This is a genomic window from Paenibacillus sp. J22P59 (assembly GCF_059383895.1).
The window spans coordinates 89,442-105,351 of the sequence record NZ_JBXENX010000013.1 but is presented as its reverse complement, the minus strand read 5'-3'; the positions used below and the strand labels follow the sequence as shown (position 1 = coordinate 105,351).

General features: G+C 48.2%; 12 protein-coding genes and 1 other annotated feature. All 12 genes read left to right on the top strand.

Annotation, left to right across the window (positions count from 1 at the left end; genetic code table 11):
- Positions 1 to 44: 44 nt before the first annotated feature.
- Positions 45 to 1,043, top strand: coding sequence for a porphobilinogen synthase (gene hemB, locus AC50YO_RS20835; RefSeq protein WP_494850100.1), 999 nt, complete (start codon positions 45 to 47; stop codon positions 1,041 to 1,043).
- A gap of 4 nt (positions 1,044 to 1,047) precedes the next feature.
- The gene (hemL, locus tag AC50YO_RS20830; protein ID WP_494850099.1) at positions 1,048 to 2,349 is read left to right on the top strand and encodes a glutamate-1-semialdehyde 2,1-aminomutase; all 1,302 of its coding nucleotides are present in this window, start codon (positions 1,048 to 1,050) and stop codon (positions 2,347 to 2,349) included.
- A 112-nt stretch (positions 2,350 to 2,461) separates the two neighbouring features.
- The gene (locus AC50YO_RS20825; protein ID WP_494850098.1) at positions 2,462 to 3,439 is read left to right on the top strand and encodes an RluA family pseudouridine synthase; all 978 of its coding nucleotides are present in this window, start codon (positions 2,462 to 2,464) and stop codon (positions 3,437 to 3,439) included.
- A gap of 87 nt (positions 3,440 to 3,526) precedes the next feature.
- The gene (locus AC50YO_RS20820; protein WP_494850097.1) at positions 3,527 to 4,786 is read left to right on the top strand and encodes a LysM peptidoglycan-binding domain-containing protein; all 1,260 of its coding nucleotides are present in this window, start codon (positions 3,527 to 3,529) and stop codon (positions 4,784 to 4,786) included.
- Positions 4,787 to 5,171: 385 nt separating this feature from the next.
- Positions 5,172 to 5,402: a binding site (T-box leader), on the top strand.
- 70 nt (positions 5,403 to 5,472) lie between these two features.
- The gene (locus tag AC50YO_RS20815) at positions 5,473 to 8,133 is read left to right on the top strand and encodes a valine--tRNA ligase (RefSeq protein WP_494850096.1); all 2,661 of its coding nucleotides are present in this window, start codon (positions 5,473 to 5,475) and stop codon (positions 8,131 to 8,133) included.
- A 27-nt stretch (positions 8,134 to 8,160) separates the two neighbouring features.
- On the top strand, positions 8,161 to 9,537 hold the full coding sequence (locus AC50YO_RS20810; RefSeq protein WP_494850095.1) for a bifunctional folylpolyglutamate synthase/dihydrofolate synthase: 1,377 nt from the start codon (positions 8,161 to 8,163) through the stop codon (positions 9,535 to 9,537).
- A gap of 7 nt (positions 9,538 to 9,544) precedes the next feature.
- A complete protein-coding gene (gene murC, locus AC50YO_RS20805) occupies positions 9,545 to 10,933 on the top strand; it encodes a UDP-N-acetylmuramate--L-alanine ligase (RefSeq protein WP_494850094.1) in 1,389 nt (462 codons plus the stop codon).
- A gap of 792 nt (positions 10,934 to 11,725) precedes the next feature.
- The gene (locus AC50YO_RS20800; RefSeq protein ID WP_494850093.1) at positions 11,726 to 13,066 is read left to right on the top strand and encodes an SPOR domain-containing protein; all 1,341 of its coding nucleotides are present in this window, start codon (positions 11,726 to 11,728) and stop codon (positions 13,064 to 13,066) included.
- A 61-nt stretch (positions 13,067 to 13,127) separates the two neighbouring features.
- Positions 13,128 to 13,370 (top strand): DUF4321 domain-containing protein, encoded by a 243-nt coding sequence (locus AC50YO_RS20795; RefSeq protein WP_494850092.1) that lies wholly within the window; start codon positions 13,128 to 13,130, stop codon positions 13,368 to 13,370.
- 46 nt (positions 13,371 to 13,416) lie between these two features.
- Entirely contained in the window at positions 13,417 to 14,052 is a 636-nt protein-coding gene (locus AC50YO_RS20790) for a Maf family protein (RefSeq protein WP_494850091.1), read from the top strand.
- 93 nt (positions 14,053 to 14,145) lie between these two features.
- Positions 14,146 to 14,835: a RadC family protein gene (radC, locus tag AC50YO_RS20785; protein ID WP_494850090.1), complete on the top strand. Its 690-nt coding sequence runs from the start codon at positions 14,146 to 14,148 to the stop codon at positions 14,833 to 14,835.
- A 41-nt stretch (positions 14,836 to 14,876) separates the two neighbouring features.
- Positions 14,877 to 15,905 carry a rod shape-determining protein gene (locus AC50YO_RS20780; RefSeq protein WP_494850089.1) on the top strand — a complete coding sequence of 343 codons (1,029 nt, stop codon included), beginning with the start codon at positions 14,877 to 14,879 and terminating at the stop codon, positions 15,903 to 15,905.
- Positions 15,906 to 15,910: the final 5 nt, after the last annotated feature.

The following is a 15,910-nucleotide window of genomic DNA, read 5'->3' as shown; positions in this document are numbered from 1 at the left end:
CAGCGAAAATTTGCTAATGCATAATTTTTTAGGAGGAATTGTTAATGACCTTTCCAATAGTGAGACATCGCCGACTTCGTCATACAGCGGGCATTCGCAGCTTAGTGCGTGAAACCGTATTGACGGTTAATGATTTCATCTACCCGATCTTTGTCACGCATGGTGTGAACGTGAAGGAAGAGATCAGCTCTATGCCAGGGGTATACCATTTCTCATTGGATGTGCTCGAGGCGGAAATCCGTGAAATAACGGCGCTTGGCATTCAGTCGATCATGCTGTTTGGTGTACCTGAGCATAAGGATGCGATAGGGACTTCTGCCTATGATTCCAATGGAATTGTGCAGCAAGCGACTCGTGCGATTAAGCAATGGGTGCCAGAGCTTATCGTTATGGCTGATACCTGCCTATGCCAATTCACCGATCATGGCCATTGCGGCATTATTCATCAGCATGAAGCAACAGGGAGAGCGGAAGTGGATAATGATGCCTCCTTGGAAGCATTGGTACGTACTGCGGTATCGCAAGCGGAGGCAGGCGCAGATGTGATTGCTCCGTCGAATATGATGGATGGCTTCGTAGCTGCGATTCGTGAGGGATTAGATGAAGCAGGCTTTACGCATATTCCGATTTTGTCCTACTCTGTCAAATATGCTTCGGCTTTCTATGGACCTTTCCGCGAGGCTGCTCATTCGGCGCCGCAATTCGGCGACCGCAAAACGTATCAGATGGATCCGGCCAATGTACGCGAAGCGCTTCGTGAAGCAGATTCTGATGTGCTTGAAGGTGCAGACATGCTGATGGTGAAGCCTGCTCTTGCTTATCTTGACGTTGTGCGTCAGTTGAAGGAGCATTTTGATCTGCCAGTGGTAGCGTATAATGTGAGCGGAGAATATTCGATGGTCAAAGCAGCAGCAGGTAACGGCTGGATTGATGAGCGCGGAGTTGTGCTGGAGACTCTTACAGGCATGAAGCGAGCGGGTGCTGATCTGATCATTACTTATCATGCGAAGGATGCTTCGCGTTGGCTGAAAGGGGAGCATTAAGATCATGAGTGAGCAACCACGTCAAAGACAGGACGAGAAGTCCAGGGCAGCTTTTGCAAGAGCGAAGCAGGTTCTTCCGGGCGGCGTTAACAGCCCTGTTCGTGCTTTCAAATCAGTAGGGTTAAATCCTGTGTATATGGAACGCGGCCAAGGCAGCCGAGTATATGATATTGATGGGAACAGCTACATTGATTATGTTGCTTCCTGGGGACCGCTCATTATGGGGCATGCACATCCGGAAGTGGTTGAAGCGATTATACGAACTGCTGAGAAAGGCACCAGCTTTGGTGCCCCTACGGAATTAGAGACGTTAATGGCAGAGCTTGTCGTTGAACGCGTTCCTTCTGTAGATGTTGTGCGGATGGTTAATTCAGGAACAGAGGCAACGATGAGCGCTCTGCGTCTTGCGCGCGGCTATACGAAGCGGAGCAAGATTTTGAAGTTCGAAGGCTCCTATCATGGTCATGCGGATAGCCTGCTGATCAAAGCCGGTTCAGGCGTAGCTACGTTAGGCTTGCCAGACAGTCCGGGCGTGCCGGAAGGCGTTGCTTCTCAGACAATTACAGTTCCATATAACGATATAGAATCTGTGAAGCTGGCTTTTGAGAAATTCGGTGAGGAAATTGCTTGTGTAATCGTCGAGCCAATTGCTGGAAATATGGGCGTTGTTCCGCCGCTGCCGGGCTTTCTTGAAGGGCTTCGTCAAGTAACGGAGGCTTACGGTAGCATCCTTATTTTTGATGAGGTAATGACGGGCTTCCGGGTTAACTATCATTGTGCCCAAGGCTTGTACGGCGTAACACCTGACCTAACCTGCTTCGGAAAAGTAATCGGAGGCGGTCTGCCAGTCGGTGCGTATGGGGGCAAGCGTGAGCTTATGGAAATGATTGCGCCGAGCGGGCCGATCTACCAAGCTGGTACTTTGTCGGGTAATCCGCTGGCGATGGCAGCAGGCTACACCACTTTGAAATTGCTGACGCCAGAAACCTACGAGCTTCTGGAGCGCCAAGCGGTTCGATTGCAGCGTGGATTTGAGGCGAATGCCCAAAAACATGGGATTGCAAGCACGATTAATCGTGTCGGCTCCATGGTATGTCCATTCTTTACGGATACTTTTGTTATCAACTTCGAAACGGCGAAGACAGCAGATTTGGAGCGTTTCAAAGCTTACTTCTCCAACATGCTCGACCTTGGCATCAGCGTGGCACCGTCCCAATTCGAGGGCATGTTCGTGTCCGCGGTTCATACGAACGAGGACATTGATGCGACGATAGCTGCTCACGACACGGCATTAAGCCGATTGTAATTCGCAGCCTATAGTTATGATTACAGCAGGCGCTGCAAGGTAACGATTCCGATTACTGCAGCTCCTGCTCTTTTTTTGGAACGTATGCAAGCATTCAAGGAGGTGTTGTTACATGCCAATGTATCAGTATATACGTTCAGGCGAGTGGCTGGAGCTGGAAGTATCTCAAGTTCCTCTTGCCTCGACCGCAGCAACAAGCTCTGAACAGCAATTGGATTTCCCTCCGGCCGGCAGTCATCCGCATCTTGTGCGGCAATGGCTGCTGGCTCATTCTTTATTTCCTGCAAAATGGATTAATCGGTTGTTTTCTATAGGCGGTATTCAATGGGAAGGGGGGAAATTGCGGTTTTTGGCATTTCCCAAGGCTGATCCAGCAATAGATTCTCTTTATCAAAAAGCGAAGTCTTCAACACTGGCAGTTCTTCCGGCGGTTCTATATGAGGATGACTTTTGCATGATCCTTAATAAGCCGGCGGGAATGGCTGTACATGAATCCCACCCTGGACATAGAGGCACACTTGATGAAGCAGCAGCCTGCCATCTTCTGCAGCATGGCGATCCCCTCCCGGTTAGACATATTCATCGGCTTGACGACGATACGTCAGGTCCCGTGTTATTTGCGAAGAATGACTTGGCCCAGTGGAGACTAGATGAAGCGATGCGCAGCAAAGAGATCGAACGTTATTATGTTGCTGTTGTAGAAGGGCGTCTGTCGCAGCGGAAGGGTACAATTAATGCGCCCATTAGCAAGGATAGGCATCATTCCTCCCGCCGTAGGGCAGGAGGGAGCGGCGAGACGGCTATTACACATTACGAGACAGTAGAGACCTATCAGAATGCCTCTCTCGTACGCTTGCAGCTAGAGACAGGCAGAACGCATCAAATCAGAGTTCATATGAGCTACTTGGGCTACCCGCTCATCGGAGATCAGCTCTATGGCGGCAATGCTCGCCTGCTGTCTCATCAAGCGCTGCATGGTGAAAAATTAACTTTTGTCCATCCTTGGACGCAGGAGCTTACGGAAGTAATCGCTCCTCCGCCATTATGGCTGCCGGTTTTGCTGGACAAGCTTCGTTGCCGTACAAAATGATAGGCATGCTCCTCCCTGACTCGCCATATAGTTAATAGTGAATGTAACTTTAGACCAAGCATTCACAATTGGAAGGGAGGACAAAGCGTGACGGATCAAACGAAGGGCTTGCGCTTTGACGTGTATGAGCGCGTACATTTGCCAGATGAAGTTACCGCTATTGATGAGCTGGAAGAAATAGAGCTTGTTCCCCGCATTCAAGTCATCGAGCAGGGGGATCATGCTGTACTTAGAGGTCAATTGCTGTTAAGCGGGGTCTATAGGGGACAGAACAATGCAGCAGAGCTGCAGACGCTGGAGCATTGGATACCCGTGGAAATTACGCTACCGCTCAATCGGATTTCACGTCTGGACGATATTTCGGTGGAGATTGATAACTTTGACGTGGATCTGCTCTCATCGCGAACGCTCAACATTACGGGGGTATTATCTCTGCGTGGAATTCTGGTAGAGCCGTTGCCGGATACGGAAGAGGCATGGAGGGAAGAGCCAATTACTGTCGTGCATCAGCGGGAAAGCCTTGGCGATGAGGAAGGCGAGTCTAGTGCAGAGAACCAGTCTTTTAATACACATGAGAGTGAGTTTTATGCTGAACGGTTGGATGAAGAGGAGTTCTCGCTGATTGAGGAGGAACCGACTGAGGAAGAGGAAGCTGCGGTCACCATTTCTGCCTCACCTCGGGATGGAGGCTGGTCAGCCTCACAATGGTTCAATACGAATCAAGCAGAACAGGCACAGCCTGTCATTCAAGAAGGGCAAGCCCAAGAGAGCAACCTGCAAGCAGAGCGGGAAGTTACTTATGCCTCGCAGCAGGAAAGCGAAGATGGCTGGCTAACCTCGGTACAGAATTATGAAGAGCAGAATTCATCAGAAGCAGGAGCGCTTGCTTTGCAGGAAGCAGAGAATGACCGCGAGGAGAACTGGCAGTTTCATTCTTCTGAAGCGCAGCCTGCTCCGGAAGCTGAGAAGCCGGAATTGCGTATTGGCCTAGGCTCTAAGCAGCCCGAGGCAGATGCGGCGCAAGCACCTAATGTGGGACTGGTCACGTTGCTCCAGACGAGTAAGCGTGAGCAGGCAGCTAGGCATGCGGCCGAGCAAATAGCGGCAGAGCAAGCCGAACAATTGACGAAGGCATCATCCGGTGATGAGATCGAATGGAAGAATTTGTTCTTGGGCAAACGATCAGAGGATAATGAATTCCGCAAAATTCGTGTCTGTATCGTGCAAAAGGACGAGACGCTTGATGCCATAGCCGTTCGCTACAGCCTGAATCCACGTGAAATCCTGTTGTACAACAGTCTTAATGAAGCGACCGTTGAAGAAGGCCAATTGTTGTATATCCCATAATAAAAAACGATGGGCTGCCCAAAAGTAGAGAAATCTACTTAGGGGCAGTCCTGTTTTTATAGGCAGCAATGAGGCAAACTCACAAATGTATGAGACAAGGTATTCATCATCGCAGTGGGATGCTGGGGGAAGCGGCGGTGTATGAGGTGAACCTCACTCCTCAGGAGGCTAGGCTCATGAGGGATGAAGTTAGCCTCATAGAATGGTTATCATGCAGATGAGCCGGCAGTATAGATGAGGATAGCCGTACAGAAGAATGAGGTTATCGGTGCTTCGCAGTTGAATACGGTCACTAGTATCCTCCCGACCTGCAGTGTTGGCTTATTTCGACAGTAAAAGTTGACTTTCACTAGCTGGTTGGATAAGATATTGTATATCTGTGTTAATATCGACGTTGAAGGGGAAGGGTTCGCAGCCAAGCCGTCAGAGAGTGGAGCTGTTACGCTGAGAGGTTCCGCGGGAAGTTACTGCGATCGGTCACCCTGGAGTTGCTAGGATGAAGCGGGATGAGTCTCGTTATTTCTAGCCGGCCACAGCCGTTATCTGTTTGAGTGCCGTGCTTAAATTTTGCACGGAACAAAGGTGGTACCACGGAAGCTAACCTTTCGTCCTTTGCTATAAGGGCGATAGGTTTTTTTTTGTATTTAACAAGATGTTTTCGTACTAATTTTAGGAGGATGTAACCTATGTCTGAGAACCAATCGACACCCGTAATGCCAACGACTTATGATCCAAAGGCTGCCGAGCAAAAGTGGTATGACTTTTGGACGAAGGGACAATTTTTCAAGGCGGGCAATCGCCCTGATGCCCCCACTTATACGATCGTTATTCCTCCTCCTAACGTAACGGGAATGCTACATATCGGGCATGCGCTTGATTTTACGCTGCAGGATATTCTCGTTCGTGCCAAGCGGATGCAAGGCTTTGATACGCTTTGGCTGCCGGGAACGGACCATGCAGGAATCGCTACACAGACCAAGGTTGAGCAGAAGCTGCGCGAGCAGGGAGTTTCTCGATATGATCTGGGCAGAGAAGCATTCCTCGAGAAGGTATGGGAATGGAAGGATCAATATGCAGATACAATTCGTGACCAATGGGCCAAAATGGGCTTGTCGCTCGATTACTCTCGCGAGCGCTTTACACTAGATGAAGGATTGTCTCAATCCGTACGTGAAGTATTCGTACGTTTATATGAGAAGGGGCTAATCTATCGCGGTAAAAAAATCATTAACTGGGACCCGGTTGCCCGTACTGCGTTATCTGATATTGAAGTAGAACATAAAGAAATAAACGGTCATTTGTACCATTTGCAATATACATTGAAGGACGGCAGCGGTTCTATAACGGTAGCTACTACTCGTCCAGAGACGATGCTGGGCGATTCAGCTGTAGCCGTGCATCCCGAGGATGAGAGATACAAGCACCTTATTGGGCAAATGATCGTTCTGCCGGTTGTAGGTCGCGAAATCCCTATTATAGCGGATGATTATGTAGATAAGGAATTCGGTTCGGGAGCGGTGAAAATTACGCCTGCACATGATCCGAATGACTTTGAGATGGGACTTCGTCACGATTTGCCGCAAATCATCGTTATGGATGAGACGGGAACGATGAATGACCAAGCGGGGCCTTATGAAGGTCTTGATCGTGCAGAGTGCCGGAAGCGTCTTGTGAAGGATCTCCAAGAGCAAGGCGTATGCATTCGGATTGAAGATCATGTTCATCAGGTAGGGCACAGCGAGCGCAGTGGAGCGGTTGTTGAGCCTTACTTGTCGACGCAATGGTTCGTAGCGATGAAGCCATTGGCGGAGAGAGCTATCGAAGCGCAGAAATCAGGCAATGGCGTTCAATTCGTGCCGGACCGTTTCGAGAAAATTTATTTGCATTGGATTGAGAATGTCCGCGATTGGTGTATTTCTCGTCAGCTCTGGTGGGGCCATCGCATTCCAGCTTGGTACTGCGAAGCTTGCGGAGAGATGCATGTAGCACGTGAAGATATTCAGGCATGTCCAGCTTGCGGAAGCACTTCCTTGTCTCAAGATAATGATGTGCTTGATACTTGGTTCAGCTCGGCACTATGGCCATTCTCTACGCTCGGTTGGCCGGAGGAGACAGAAGACTTCAAACGCTTCTATCCCACTGCGGTACTCGTAACGGGCTACGATATCATTTATTTCTGGGTAGCTCGCATGATCTTTACGGCACTGGAATTTACAGATCAAAAGCCATTCAAGGATGTATTGATCCATGGTCTCGTGCGTGATTCTGAGGGCCGCAAAATGTCCAAATCCCTTGGCAATGGCGTTGACCCGCTTGAAGTGATTGAAAAGTATGGCGCAGATGCAATGCGCTATATGATCTCGACAGGCAGTACGCCAGGTCAGGATCTTCGTTTCCGTTGGGAAAAGGTCGAGCAGGCACGCAACTTTGCGAATAAGATTTGGAATGCATCCCGCTTTGCCCTGATGAACCTAGAGGGCTTTGAGGCATCTGATATCGACATCAAAGGGGATCTGGGCACAGCAGATCGCTGGATTCTCCATCGCCTGAACGAAACGGTTCGCGATGTGACTCGTTTAATTGACGGCTATGAATTCGGAGAAACAGGCCGAGTGCTCTACAATTTCATATGGGATGATCTCTGTGACTGGTATATTGAATTTGCGAAGCTGAATTTGTACGGCAGCGACGAGCAGGCCAAACGCGCAACGCAATCCGTGCTTGCCTATGTGCTGGATCGTACGCAGCGCCTAATTCATCCGTTCATGCCATATATCAGTGAAGAAATATGGCAGCATCTTCCGCATGAGGGTGATACGATTACTTTGGCTGCATGGCCAGTATACGACGAGTCGCTTGAAGCACAAGATGCGGTGAAGGAAATGGAACTGCTGATGGAGATCATTCGTTCGGTTCGTAATGTACGAGCGGAAGTGAATGTGCCGATGAGCAAAAAAATCGAGCTGTTGGTTAAGCCGTCCGGCGAATGGGAAGCGATGATTCTTACTCGTAATGAAGAGTTTATTAGACGCTTCTGTGGTACATCCAAGCTTGAGACAGGCGTTCAGCTTAGTGCGCCGGACAAGGCAATGACAGCGATCGTTACTGGAGCGGAGCTTTATTTGCCGCTTGCAGGACTGCTGGATATTACACAAGAAATCGCTCGTCTGGAAAAAGAGCTTGCTACTCTGAATGCTGAAGTAGAGCGGGTAGAGAAGAAGCTGGGCAATGAAGGCTTCGTCGCGAAGGCTCCTGCTAAGGTTATTGAAGAAGAGCGGGCTAAGATGAATGATTATGCAGATAAACGTGACAAGGTATTAGCTAGAATCGCGGAATTGCGCGGATAACGTTCACATGGAAGAAGGACTAGGGAAATGAATGCTAACGGAATTGAGCAGGAACGAAGCAATGAGCTTCGTTCCTACACTGAGGCAGTTGATTGGATCAATGGGCTGATTCCATTCGGTATCCGTCCAGGCTTGGAACGTATTGAGAAGCTGCTTGATCTGCTAAAAAACCCGCACAGAAGACTGAAATTTATTCATGTAGCCGGAACGAATGGCAAAGGCTCTACCTGTGCTTATTTAACCCAGGTATTGAATAAAGCAGGCTATGATGTAGGTACGTTTACTTCACCTTATATTACGAAGTTCACGAACCGATTCCAATATAATGGCGAGGATATAGAAGAAGAAACCCTGCTTCGACTCGCCAATGTGCTGAAGCCGGAGGTGGAGGCTATTGCCTCTACTGAACTTGGTTCACCGACTATGTTCGAAGTATCTACTGCATTGGCTATACTATACTATGCTACTGTTACGTATCCCGATTATGTAGTCTGGGAGACAGGGCTTGGCGGTCGTCTGGATGTTACGAATGTCGTAACACCTGTCATCTCTGTTATAACGAATGTAGGGCATGACCATATGGATCGTCTTGGTGATACATTAGCTGCTGTAGCTGCTGAGAAGGCTGGGATTATTAAGTCAGGCGTTCCTGTCGTAAGCGCAGTGACGCAGCCTGAGGTAATCGAAGTCATCAAGCAGACGGCAGCGGCTAAGAAAAGCACGCTCTATTTGCTGGGCGAGCAATTCTCGATCACGGAGCTGTCTACGCAGGAGGACGAACAGACTTTCCGCTTCGATGGTCTATTCCGTTCGATAGATCCGTTGTCGATTACGCTTAATGGCGCACATCAACGAATGAATGCAGCAGTCGCTGTCATGACGCTAGAAGTATTGCGTCAATATTATGCTCTTATCGTGGAGGATGATGTGCTGGTCGAGGGCCTTCGACAGGCAGCATGGCCTGGCAGGCTTGAAATGGTAGCCCGTTCCCCTCGTCTTCTGCTGGATGGAGCACATAACCCGGAGGGTGCAGAGACATTGGCAGCTGCACTTAAAACAACGTATAAGTACGATCGGTTGCATCTTATGATGGGGATGCTGGAGAATAAGAATCATCGGGATGTCCTCAAGCATATACTACCAATAGTGGATACACTTATTGTGACCGAGCCTGACTTCCGCAATAAATTGAAGGCTGAAGCATTTGCTGCTCTTATTCAGGATGAGACGCCAGAGGGGGCATCCTTCGAGCTCATTGTTGAACCAGATTGGCAAGCAGCTCTTCATAAATTACAGCAAATTACCGGGGAAACAGACCTTGGGGTTGTGACTGGAACGCTTTATTTAATAGCTGACGTTCGCTCCCGCATATTGTACAACTCGGATTCTGAAAAAGGTTGGTGAGCCGTCTTTGAACACAGCAGAGCACGTTCATTTTATTGGAATTGGCGGTTACGGGATGAGTGCCATAGCCCGCGTCATGCTGGAAATGGGATATAGAGTAACCGGCTCGGATGTAGCGCGCCAGGAACTAACAGAGAAGCTCGCAGCTAATGGAGCTGAGATTTTTATCGGGCATGAAGCAGACCATGTGAAGGGTGCCGATCTTGTTGTTTATTCGACAGCTCTGTCACAGGACAATGTGGAGCGCAAGGCGGCTGAAGCCCTTAATATTCCTGTGCTTCATCGTGCCCAAATGCTGGCCAGATTAATGAATGCCGGCAAAGGCGTCGCAGTAGCGGGAGCGCATGGCAAAACGACGACCTCTTCGATGATCGCTCTAGTCATGGAAAATTGCGATGCAGATCCAACCTATATTATTGGTGGAGAAATCGTTAATGTCGGGACGAATGCGAAGGCGGGTAAAGGGGAGTATGTCGTAGCAGAAGCTGATGAGAGCGACGGTTCTTTCTTGCAATATCATCCGAGTATTGCGATTGTTACGAATATCGAGCCGGATCATCTGGAGAACTATGATGGAGATTTCGGCAAGCTGAAGGCGGCTTACGTTACCTTCTTGTCACAGGTGAAGCAGGATGGCAAAGCGATCGTATGTATCGATGACGAGACGATTGCCGAGCTTGTGCCGCAGATGGATAGTGATACGATCGCGAAGCTCATTACTTATGGTATCGATCAAGACGCTGAGTACCAGGCTGATGAAATTACACTCGGTGATCGCAAGGTATCCTTCGTTATGAAGCATAACGGTGTGCCGCTAGGTACAGTGCGACTGTCCGTTCCCGGCAAGCATAATGTATATAACGCGATGGCGACTATTATTACTTGTCTGGAAGCGGGCTTGTCCTTCGAGCAAGTCTCTGAGGCGATTCATGGGTTCATCGGGGCGAAGCGCAGATTCCAAGTGCTTGGCGAGGTGAATGATATTCTTGTTATTGATGACTACGCTCATCATCCGACGGAGATTCAAGCTACGATTAGTGCAGCTAAGGCCACAGGCAAACGTATTATAGCCGTGTTCCAGCCGCAGCGCTATACGCGTACCTTTTTCCTGCTCGAGCAATTCAGCCGTGCTTTTTCAGAAGCGGATGAGGTTATTATAACAGACATCTATTCACCAGCAGGCGAGCAGCAGATCGAGGGAGTGCATTCACGCAGGCTAGTAGAGATGATTCAGACCAATAGTAATTCGAATACCTTCTATATCCCGAACAAAGAAGAGGTGCTGGAGCATCTGAAAGCTAAGGTTGTTCCTGGTGATCTCGTTATTACGATGGGAGCAGGGGATATTTGGAAAGTGGCCGATGGGCTCGCTAAAACGTTAAAAGCACAAAACTAATAGCGACGGTACAGCCGCTATCAGTTAAATTAAAAACGAGAAGGAGCAGATATTAGTTCTGTTCCTTTTCGTTTTTTTTAATTCGCATACTGTTTTTCTCAACGAATAATGGGGGAAAAAACAGCATGCGAATTGTTACTGTTGCTAACTAATGCTAAGCCGCGAGGTAAGGAGCGTTCTAGGAATCCTTACTTGGAGTCGCGTAACTGGTTTTCTGCAGTCTTTTTTTGTTTTGCAGATTTGAAAATGTGGAATCGGGCATGTGAAAAAAGGGGGGAGCTACAAAGCCTCATAATTCAGTGAGCCCAGCCTCATTCCTACGACTATCTTAGATAGCATTCCAAGCATTCTATGAGTCCAGCCTCATAGCTCGAGAACCTAGCCTCCTGAGGAATGAGGTTAGCCTCATACATTCCAACTTCGCGAGCCAATCTCCATAATTATAGGTGTGTAGCCTCACATATATGTGATCTTGCTTCATAGCAGCGAACCATTCTCTTAGCTTGAACTCCTCTTAGCCCGATGCTCATTCCTCACTGTAAGCAGCAGCGACAAACTTCCTAATTGCTGATCAACTAGGATTGGCGACAATTCACATAAGAGAAAAAAGCTCTTTTCAATTCCTTTAGAAAATTTAATGAAGAGCTAGCAGGAACCCGATAATTTGAGATCAACTATTCTGCAGTCCCTTTCGTTTGCAGTTACTTCAAATGTTTCCTGTCTATCGGGCTCATAAATCTCTTAATTGTCTCATAGAGTAGTAGTAGATGAATGGGACAAGGAGAGAAGGCTATGAATTCAAAAAACAGGATTACGTATCGTTTTGACCGCAATGGACAGACCGTTCAGGAGCACAATTCTGCGGATGAAAAGCTTCAAATATCAGAGAGGCAGCCTAAGCAGCCTAATCCATCCCGCAAATCTAGTGAAACTGCTGATCAGCTTCCCCAGTCTAATGTGGTGCCGTTATATCCTGGGCATAAGAATCAATATACAGTAAGTGAATTCAGTCCATGGAACAGTCCGTTCCAGGAGGATGTAGGGGCGCTAGAGCAGCTTATACGTGACACCGAGGAGAAGCCGGAGAGAATGGAAACGGCATTTGCCGAAAAAAAGTCATCCTTTATTCCGCCGAAGCAGATTGCTCCTGTTATAGAAGATCAGCCTGGGCCGTTGTACGAGCAGCCTGAGGATGACATTATTTCACCTACTATGGCCCAGCATCGGATTATACCAGTCAAACCATACACTGTTCCTCCTTCATGGTTAAAAGTATTTCTGTCGGTGGCCGGTGCGCTTGCTACGGGGGCTGTATTCGGCTATGTATTGCTTACTTTATTCACAGGATCAACGATGAAGCTGGATAATAGGACGATAGAAGTTGGGGCAACGGCTCAAACGGGTAATAATAAGGATGAGGGTGCGATAGCTGAGAAGCCAGGAGCAGCAGCGGGAGAGGCGGCTGGCAAAGATCCTGACCAGCTGGCAACAGCGGGGCCCGTAGTAAGCCTCTCCGTACAGAGTCAAACTTACCATATGCTTCAATATGGCGTATTTAGCAATGCAGAAGGAAGAGATGCGGCGATTGCTGAGCTTAATGATAAAGGGCTGGCTGCTGCCGGCCTGACGATGGCGGAGGATTATCGCGTATATGCGGGGATGGCCGGAGATCGCAGCCGGGCGGTTGCCCTTAGCAAGATGCTGCCAGATGTATTGCTGTATGTGAAGCAAATTAATGTAGAGGCTCCTAAGAAGATACCGTTTGGAGGAAAGGCTTCTGTAGCTGAGAGCTTCTTCAACCAGACGAATGAGCTGATTGACATGCTTGATGAATTAACACTGACACAGCTGGAGCAGCCTAGCTTATCTCCTCTAGGTGGCGCAGCTGCGGGTAGCTGGAAGCAAAAGCATCAAAAATGGACAGTTAATGTAAAAAGTATGCAGGATGGCATGGAGAATGAAGCCGGAAAAGCCTTTCTCATAAAATTAATCCAGTCGATGAATACGGCTGCGAAATCGTTAACAGAATACGATAAAAAGCCGTCAGAATCTCATTTGTGGGCTGTTCAGAGCGCATTGATGGAATCTATCCTGACGCAAAAAGAATGGTTTGAGTCGATCAGCACGTTGTAAACGAAAACGATCCTAAGTATAATAGATACAGGTGTCAATAAATGGCGAGAGGCGTTGAATAATGAAGAAAAACGGCTGGATTTTATTGCTTTTTCTCGTATTGGGCTTATTGGCTGGTGCACTTGTTGCACGGTGGCTAGAGCCGATTACCGGAATCTCCTTCCTGACCAAAACGATTCAAGCGTCCTGGTCTCCCGCCATTGATCTTTATGCACTCTCTTTCGATATGACAGTGAACGTTAATATCAGCTTATTCAGCATTATTGGAGCAGTACTTGCAATCTGGTTATATCGTAAAGTATAGGTCGCGCGTCATAGCGGGCGAGGAAACGAAGGAGACGAAACGTCCGTTGGGAAACTATGATTCTATAACCACTAATACACAACCGATTAGCCAGCTGGTGCTGGCATCATCGTCACCGCGCCGGAAGGAACTGGTTGCATCGCTCGGCCTCTCCTTGCCGGTTTATATTTTGTCCTCCGATGTGGATGAGACGGTTCCAGATAACTGGTCCCCGTCTCATATTGTTGAGCAGCTGAGCTTGCGCAAAGCGAATGCTACTATCGCTATGCTGAAGGAGCAGGAGGCACAAGCTTCTCTTGTGATTGCTGCAGATACAATCGTTGTCGTCGACGGACAAGTATTAGGCAAGCCTATGGATCGAGCCGATGCATTCAAGATGGTAAGGAGCTTGCAGGGGAGAGCACATGAGGTTTATACAGGTGTTGCTTGCGTGCAGGCTGAGAACGGCAAGGCTGTTGTTGCACATCGGAAAACAATCGTCCATATGAAGCCTCTTACGGATGAGCAGATCGAGCGTTATATTGCAACTGGTGAGTCGGACGACAAAGCAGGGGCGTATGGCATTCAAGGCTATGGTGCTATTCTTGTTGAACGCATTGAAGGCTGTTATTTCAATGTCGTTGGACTGCCGCTGTCTTTATTAGCTGATATGTTGGCAGACTATCATATTCATGTTTTTTGATCCCTATGGATGAAATAGCGTCATGAAATACACAATAGTTGGAAATAACACATACAGCTGTATCTAATAAGAATGTAAAAGGCAGGGATAGACATGGAGACGCAAGGCAACGCATTGCGTAATGTCCCCCAAGAAGAACGACCAAGAGAACGCATGCTGCAATATGGGGCCGAAGCGCTTAGCCACACGGAACTGCTTGCTATTCTGCTGCGTACGGGTACGAAGCAGGAATCCGCAGTGCATTTAGCTGGTAAAATTTTGAAGAAGTGCGGCAGCCTTCGCAATCTATTAGATATGAGCATGGACGAGTTAACCTCGATCAGAGGGATAGGCGAGGCCAAAGCGATTCAGCTGCGTGCTGGGATTGAGCTTGGACGAAGAATTACACGTAGTAGATTAGGCGATATTGTAACCGTCAGAAGACCTCAAGATGCCGCTGATTATGTAATGGATGAGCTTCAGCACTTGAAAAAGGAACATTTTGTCTGCCTGTTTCTGAATACGAAGAACCATATTATTGCCCGGGAAACATTGTCTGTGGGAACGCTGAGCGCTTCCCTTGTTCATCCGCGTGAAGTTTTTCGTGCCGCAATGAAATGCAGCAGTGCTTCTCTGATTTGCGCACATAATCATCCTAGTGGAGATCCGACCCCAAGCCCAGAAGATATTTCCTTAACGAAGCGTTTAGTCGAAGCGGGAGAGCTAATAGGCATCGAGGTGCTCGATCATGTCATTATCGGGGATGGAAGGTTTATCAGTTTGAAGGAACATGGCTACATGTAATATAATAAAAGGGATTGTCGCATTTAGAAGGGAGCATTAACATGTTTGGTAGTTTCTCGAAAGATTTAGGAATTGATTTGGGCACTGCGAATACGCTTGTATTCGTCAAAGGAAAAGGAATTGTAGTGAGGGAACCATCGGTGGTAGCCCTTCGTACGGATACAAAAACAATTGAAGCAGTCGGCGAGCAAGCCAAAAAAATGATCGGCAGAACACCAGGCAATATTCGTGCTATCCGTCCAATGAAGGATGGGGTTATTGCTGATTTCGAAACGACTGCTACGATGATTAAATATTTCATACGCTCTGCACAAAAGCAAAAATCGTTATTCCCACGCCATCCAAATGTGATGATTTGCGTTCCTTCTGGTATTACGGCAGTTGAAAAGCGTGCTGTTGAGGATGCGGCGAAGCAAGCAGGCGCACGCGAAGCTTATACGATAGAGGAGCCTTTTGCAGCTGCAATCGGAGCGGATCTGCCTGTATGGGAGCCAACAGGCAGCATGGTTGTTGATATTGGCGGCGGTACGACAGAGGTAGCCGTTATTTCGCTTGGAGGAATCGTAACCAGTCGTTCGATTCGCGTAGCTGGAGACGAGATGGATGAAGCGATTATTCAATATATCAAACGCTTCTATAACTTAATGATTGGTGAAAGAACCTCTGAGCAGCTTAAGATGGAGATCGGTACTGCACTTCCACTCGATGTTTCTGAATCGATTGAGATTCGAGGTCGTGATCTGGTAACCGGCTTACCCAAAACATTGCCGATTACTTCAGAAGAAATTACAGAAGCTTTGACGGATACGGTTAATTCCATTGTCGAGGCTGTCAAAGTAACATTGGAGAAATGTCCGCCAGAGCTGTCTGCAGACATCATGGACCGCGGCATTGTATTGACAGGGGGCGGAGCTCTGCTTCGTAATCTGGACAAGCTGCTCGCTCGTGAGACAGGTATGCCTGTTATCGTGGCGGATAATCCGCTTGATTGCGTAGCAATTGGCACTGGACGTTCCCTCGATAATATTCATCTATTCAAAAGCAGAGGCGGCTCACGCTCAAAACGATAATTTAT

What these genes read in the sequence shown, in the direction of transcription:
- AC50YO_RS20815 (WP_494850096.1), top strand. Translation starts at nt 5,473, where the DNA reads ATGTCTGAGAACCAATCGACACCCGTAATGCCAACGACTTATGATCCA.
- radC (WP_494850090.1), top strand. Translation starts at nt 14,146, where the DNA reads ATGGAGACGCAAGGCAACGCATTGCGTAATGTCCCCCAAGAAGAACGA.
- hemL (WP_494850099.1), top strand. Translation starts at nt 1,048, where the DNA reads ATGAGTGAGCAACCACGTCAAAGACAGGACGAGAAGTCCAGGGCAGCT.
- hemB (WP_494850100.1), top strand. Translation starts at nt 45, where the DNA reads ATGACCTTTCCAATAGTGAGACATCGCCGACTTCGTCATACAGCGGGC.
- AC50YO_RS20825 (WP_494850098.1), top strand. Translation starts at nt 2,462, where the DNA reads ATGCCAATGTATCAGTATATACGTTCAGGCGAGTGGCTGGAGCTGGAA.
- AC50YO_RS20800 (WP_494850093.1), top strand. Translation starts at nt 11,726, where the DNA reads ATGAATTCAAAAAACAGGATTACGTATCGTTTTGACCGCAATGGACAG.
- AC50YO_RS20795 (WP_494850092.1), top strand. Translation starts at nt 13,128, where the DNA reads ATGAAGAAAAACGGCTGGATTTTATTGCTTTTTCTCGTATTGGGCTTA.
- AC50YO_RS20780 (WP_494850089.1), top strand. Translation starts at nt 14,877, where the DNA reads ATGTTTGGTAGTTTCTCGAAAGATTTAGGAATTGATTTGGGCACTGCG.
- AC50YO_RS20810 (WP_494850095.1), top strand. Translation starts at nt 8,161, where the DNA reads ATGAATGCTAACGGAATTGAGCAGGAACGAAGCAATGAGCTTCGTTCC.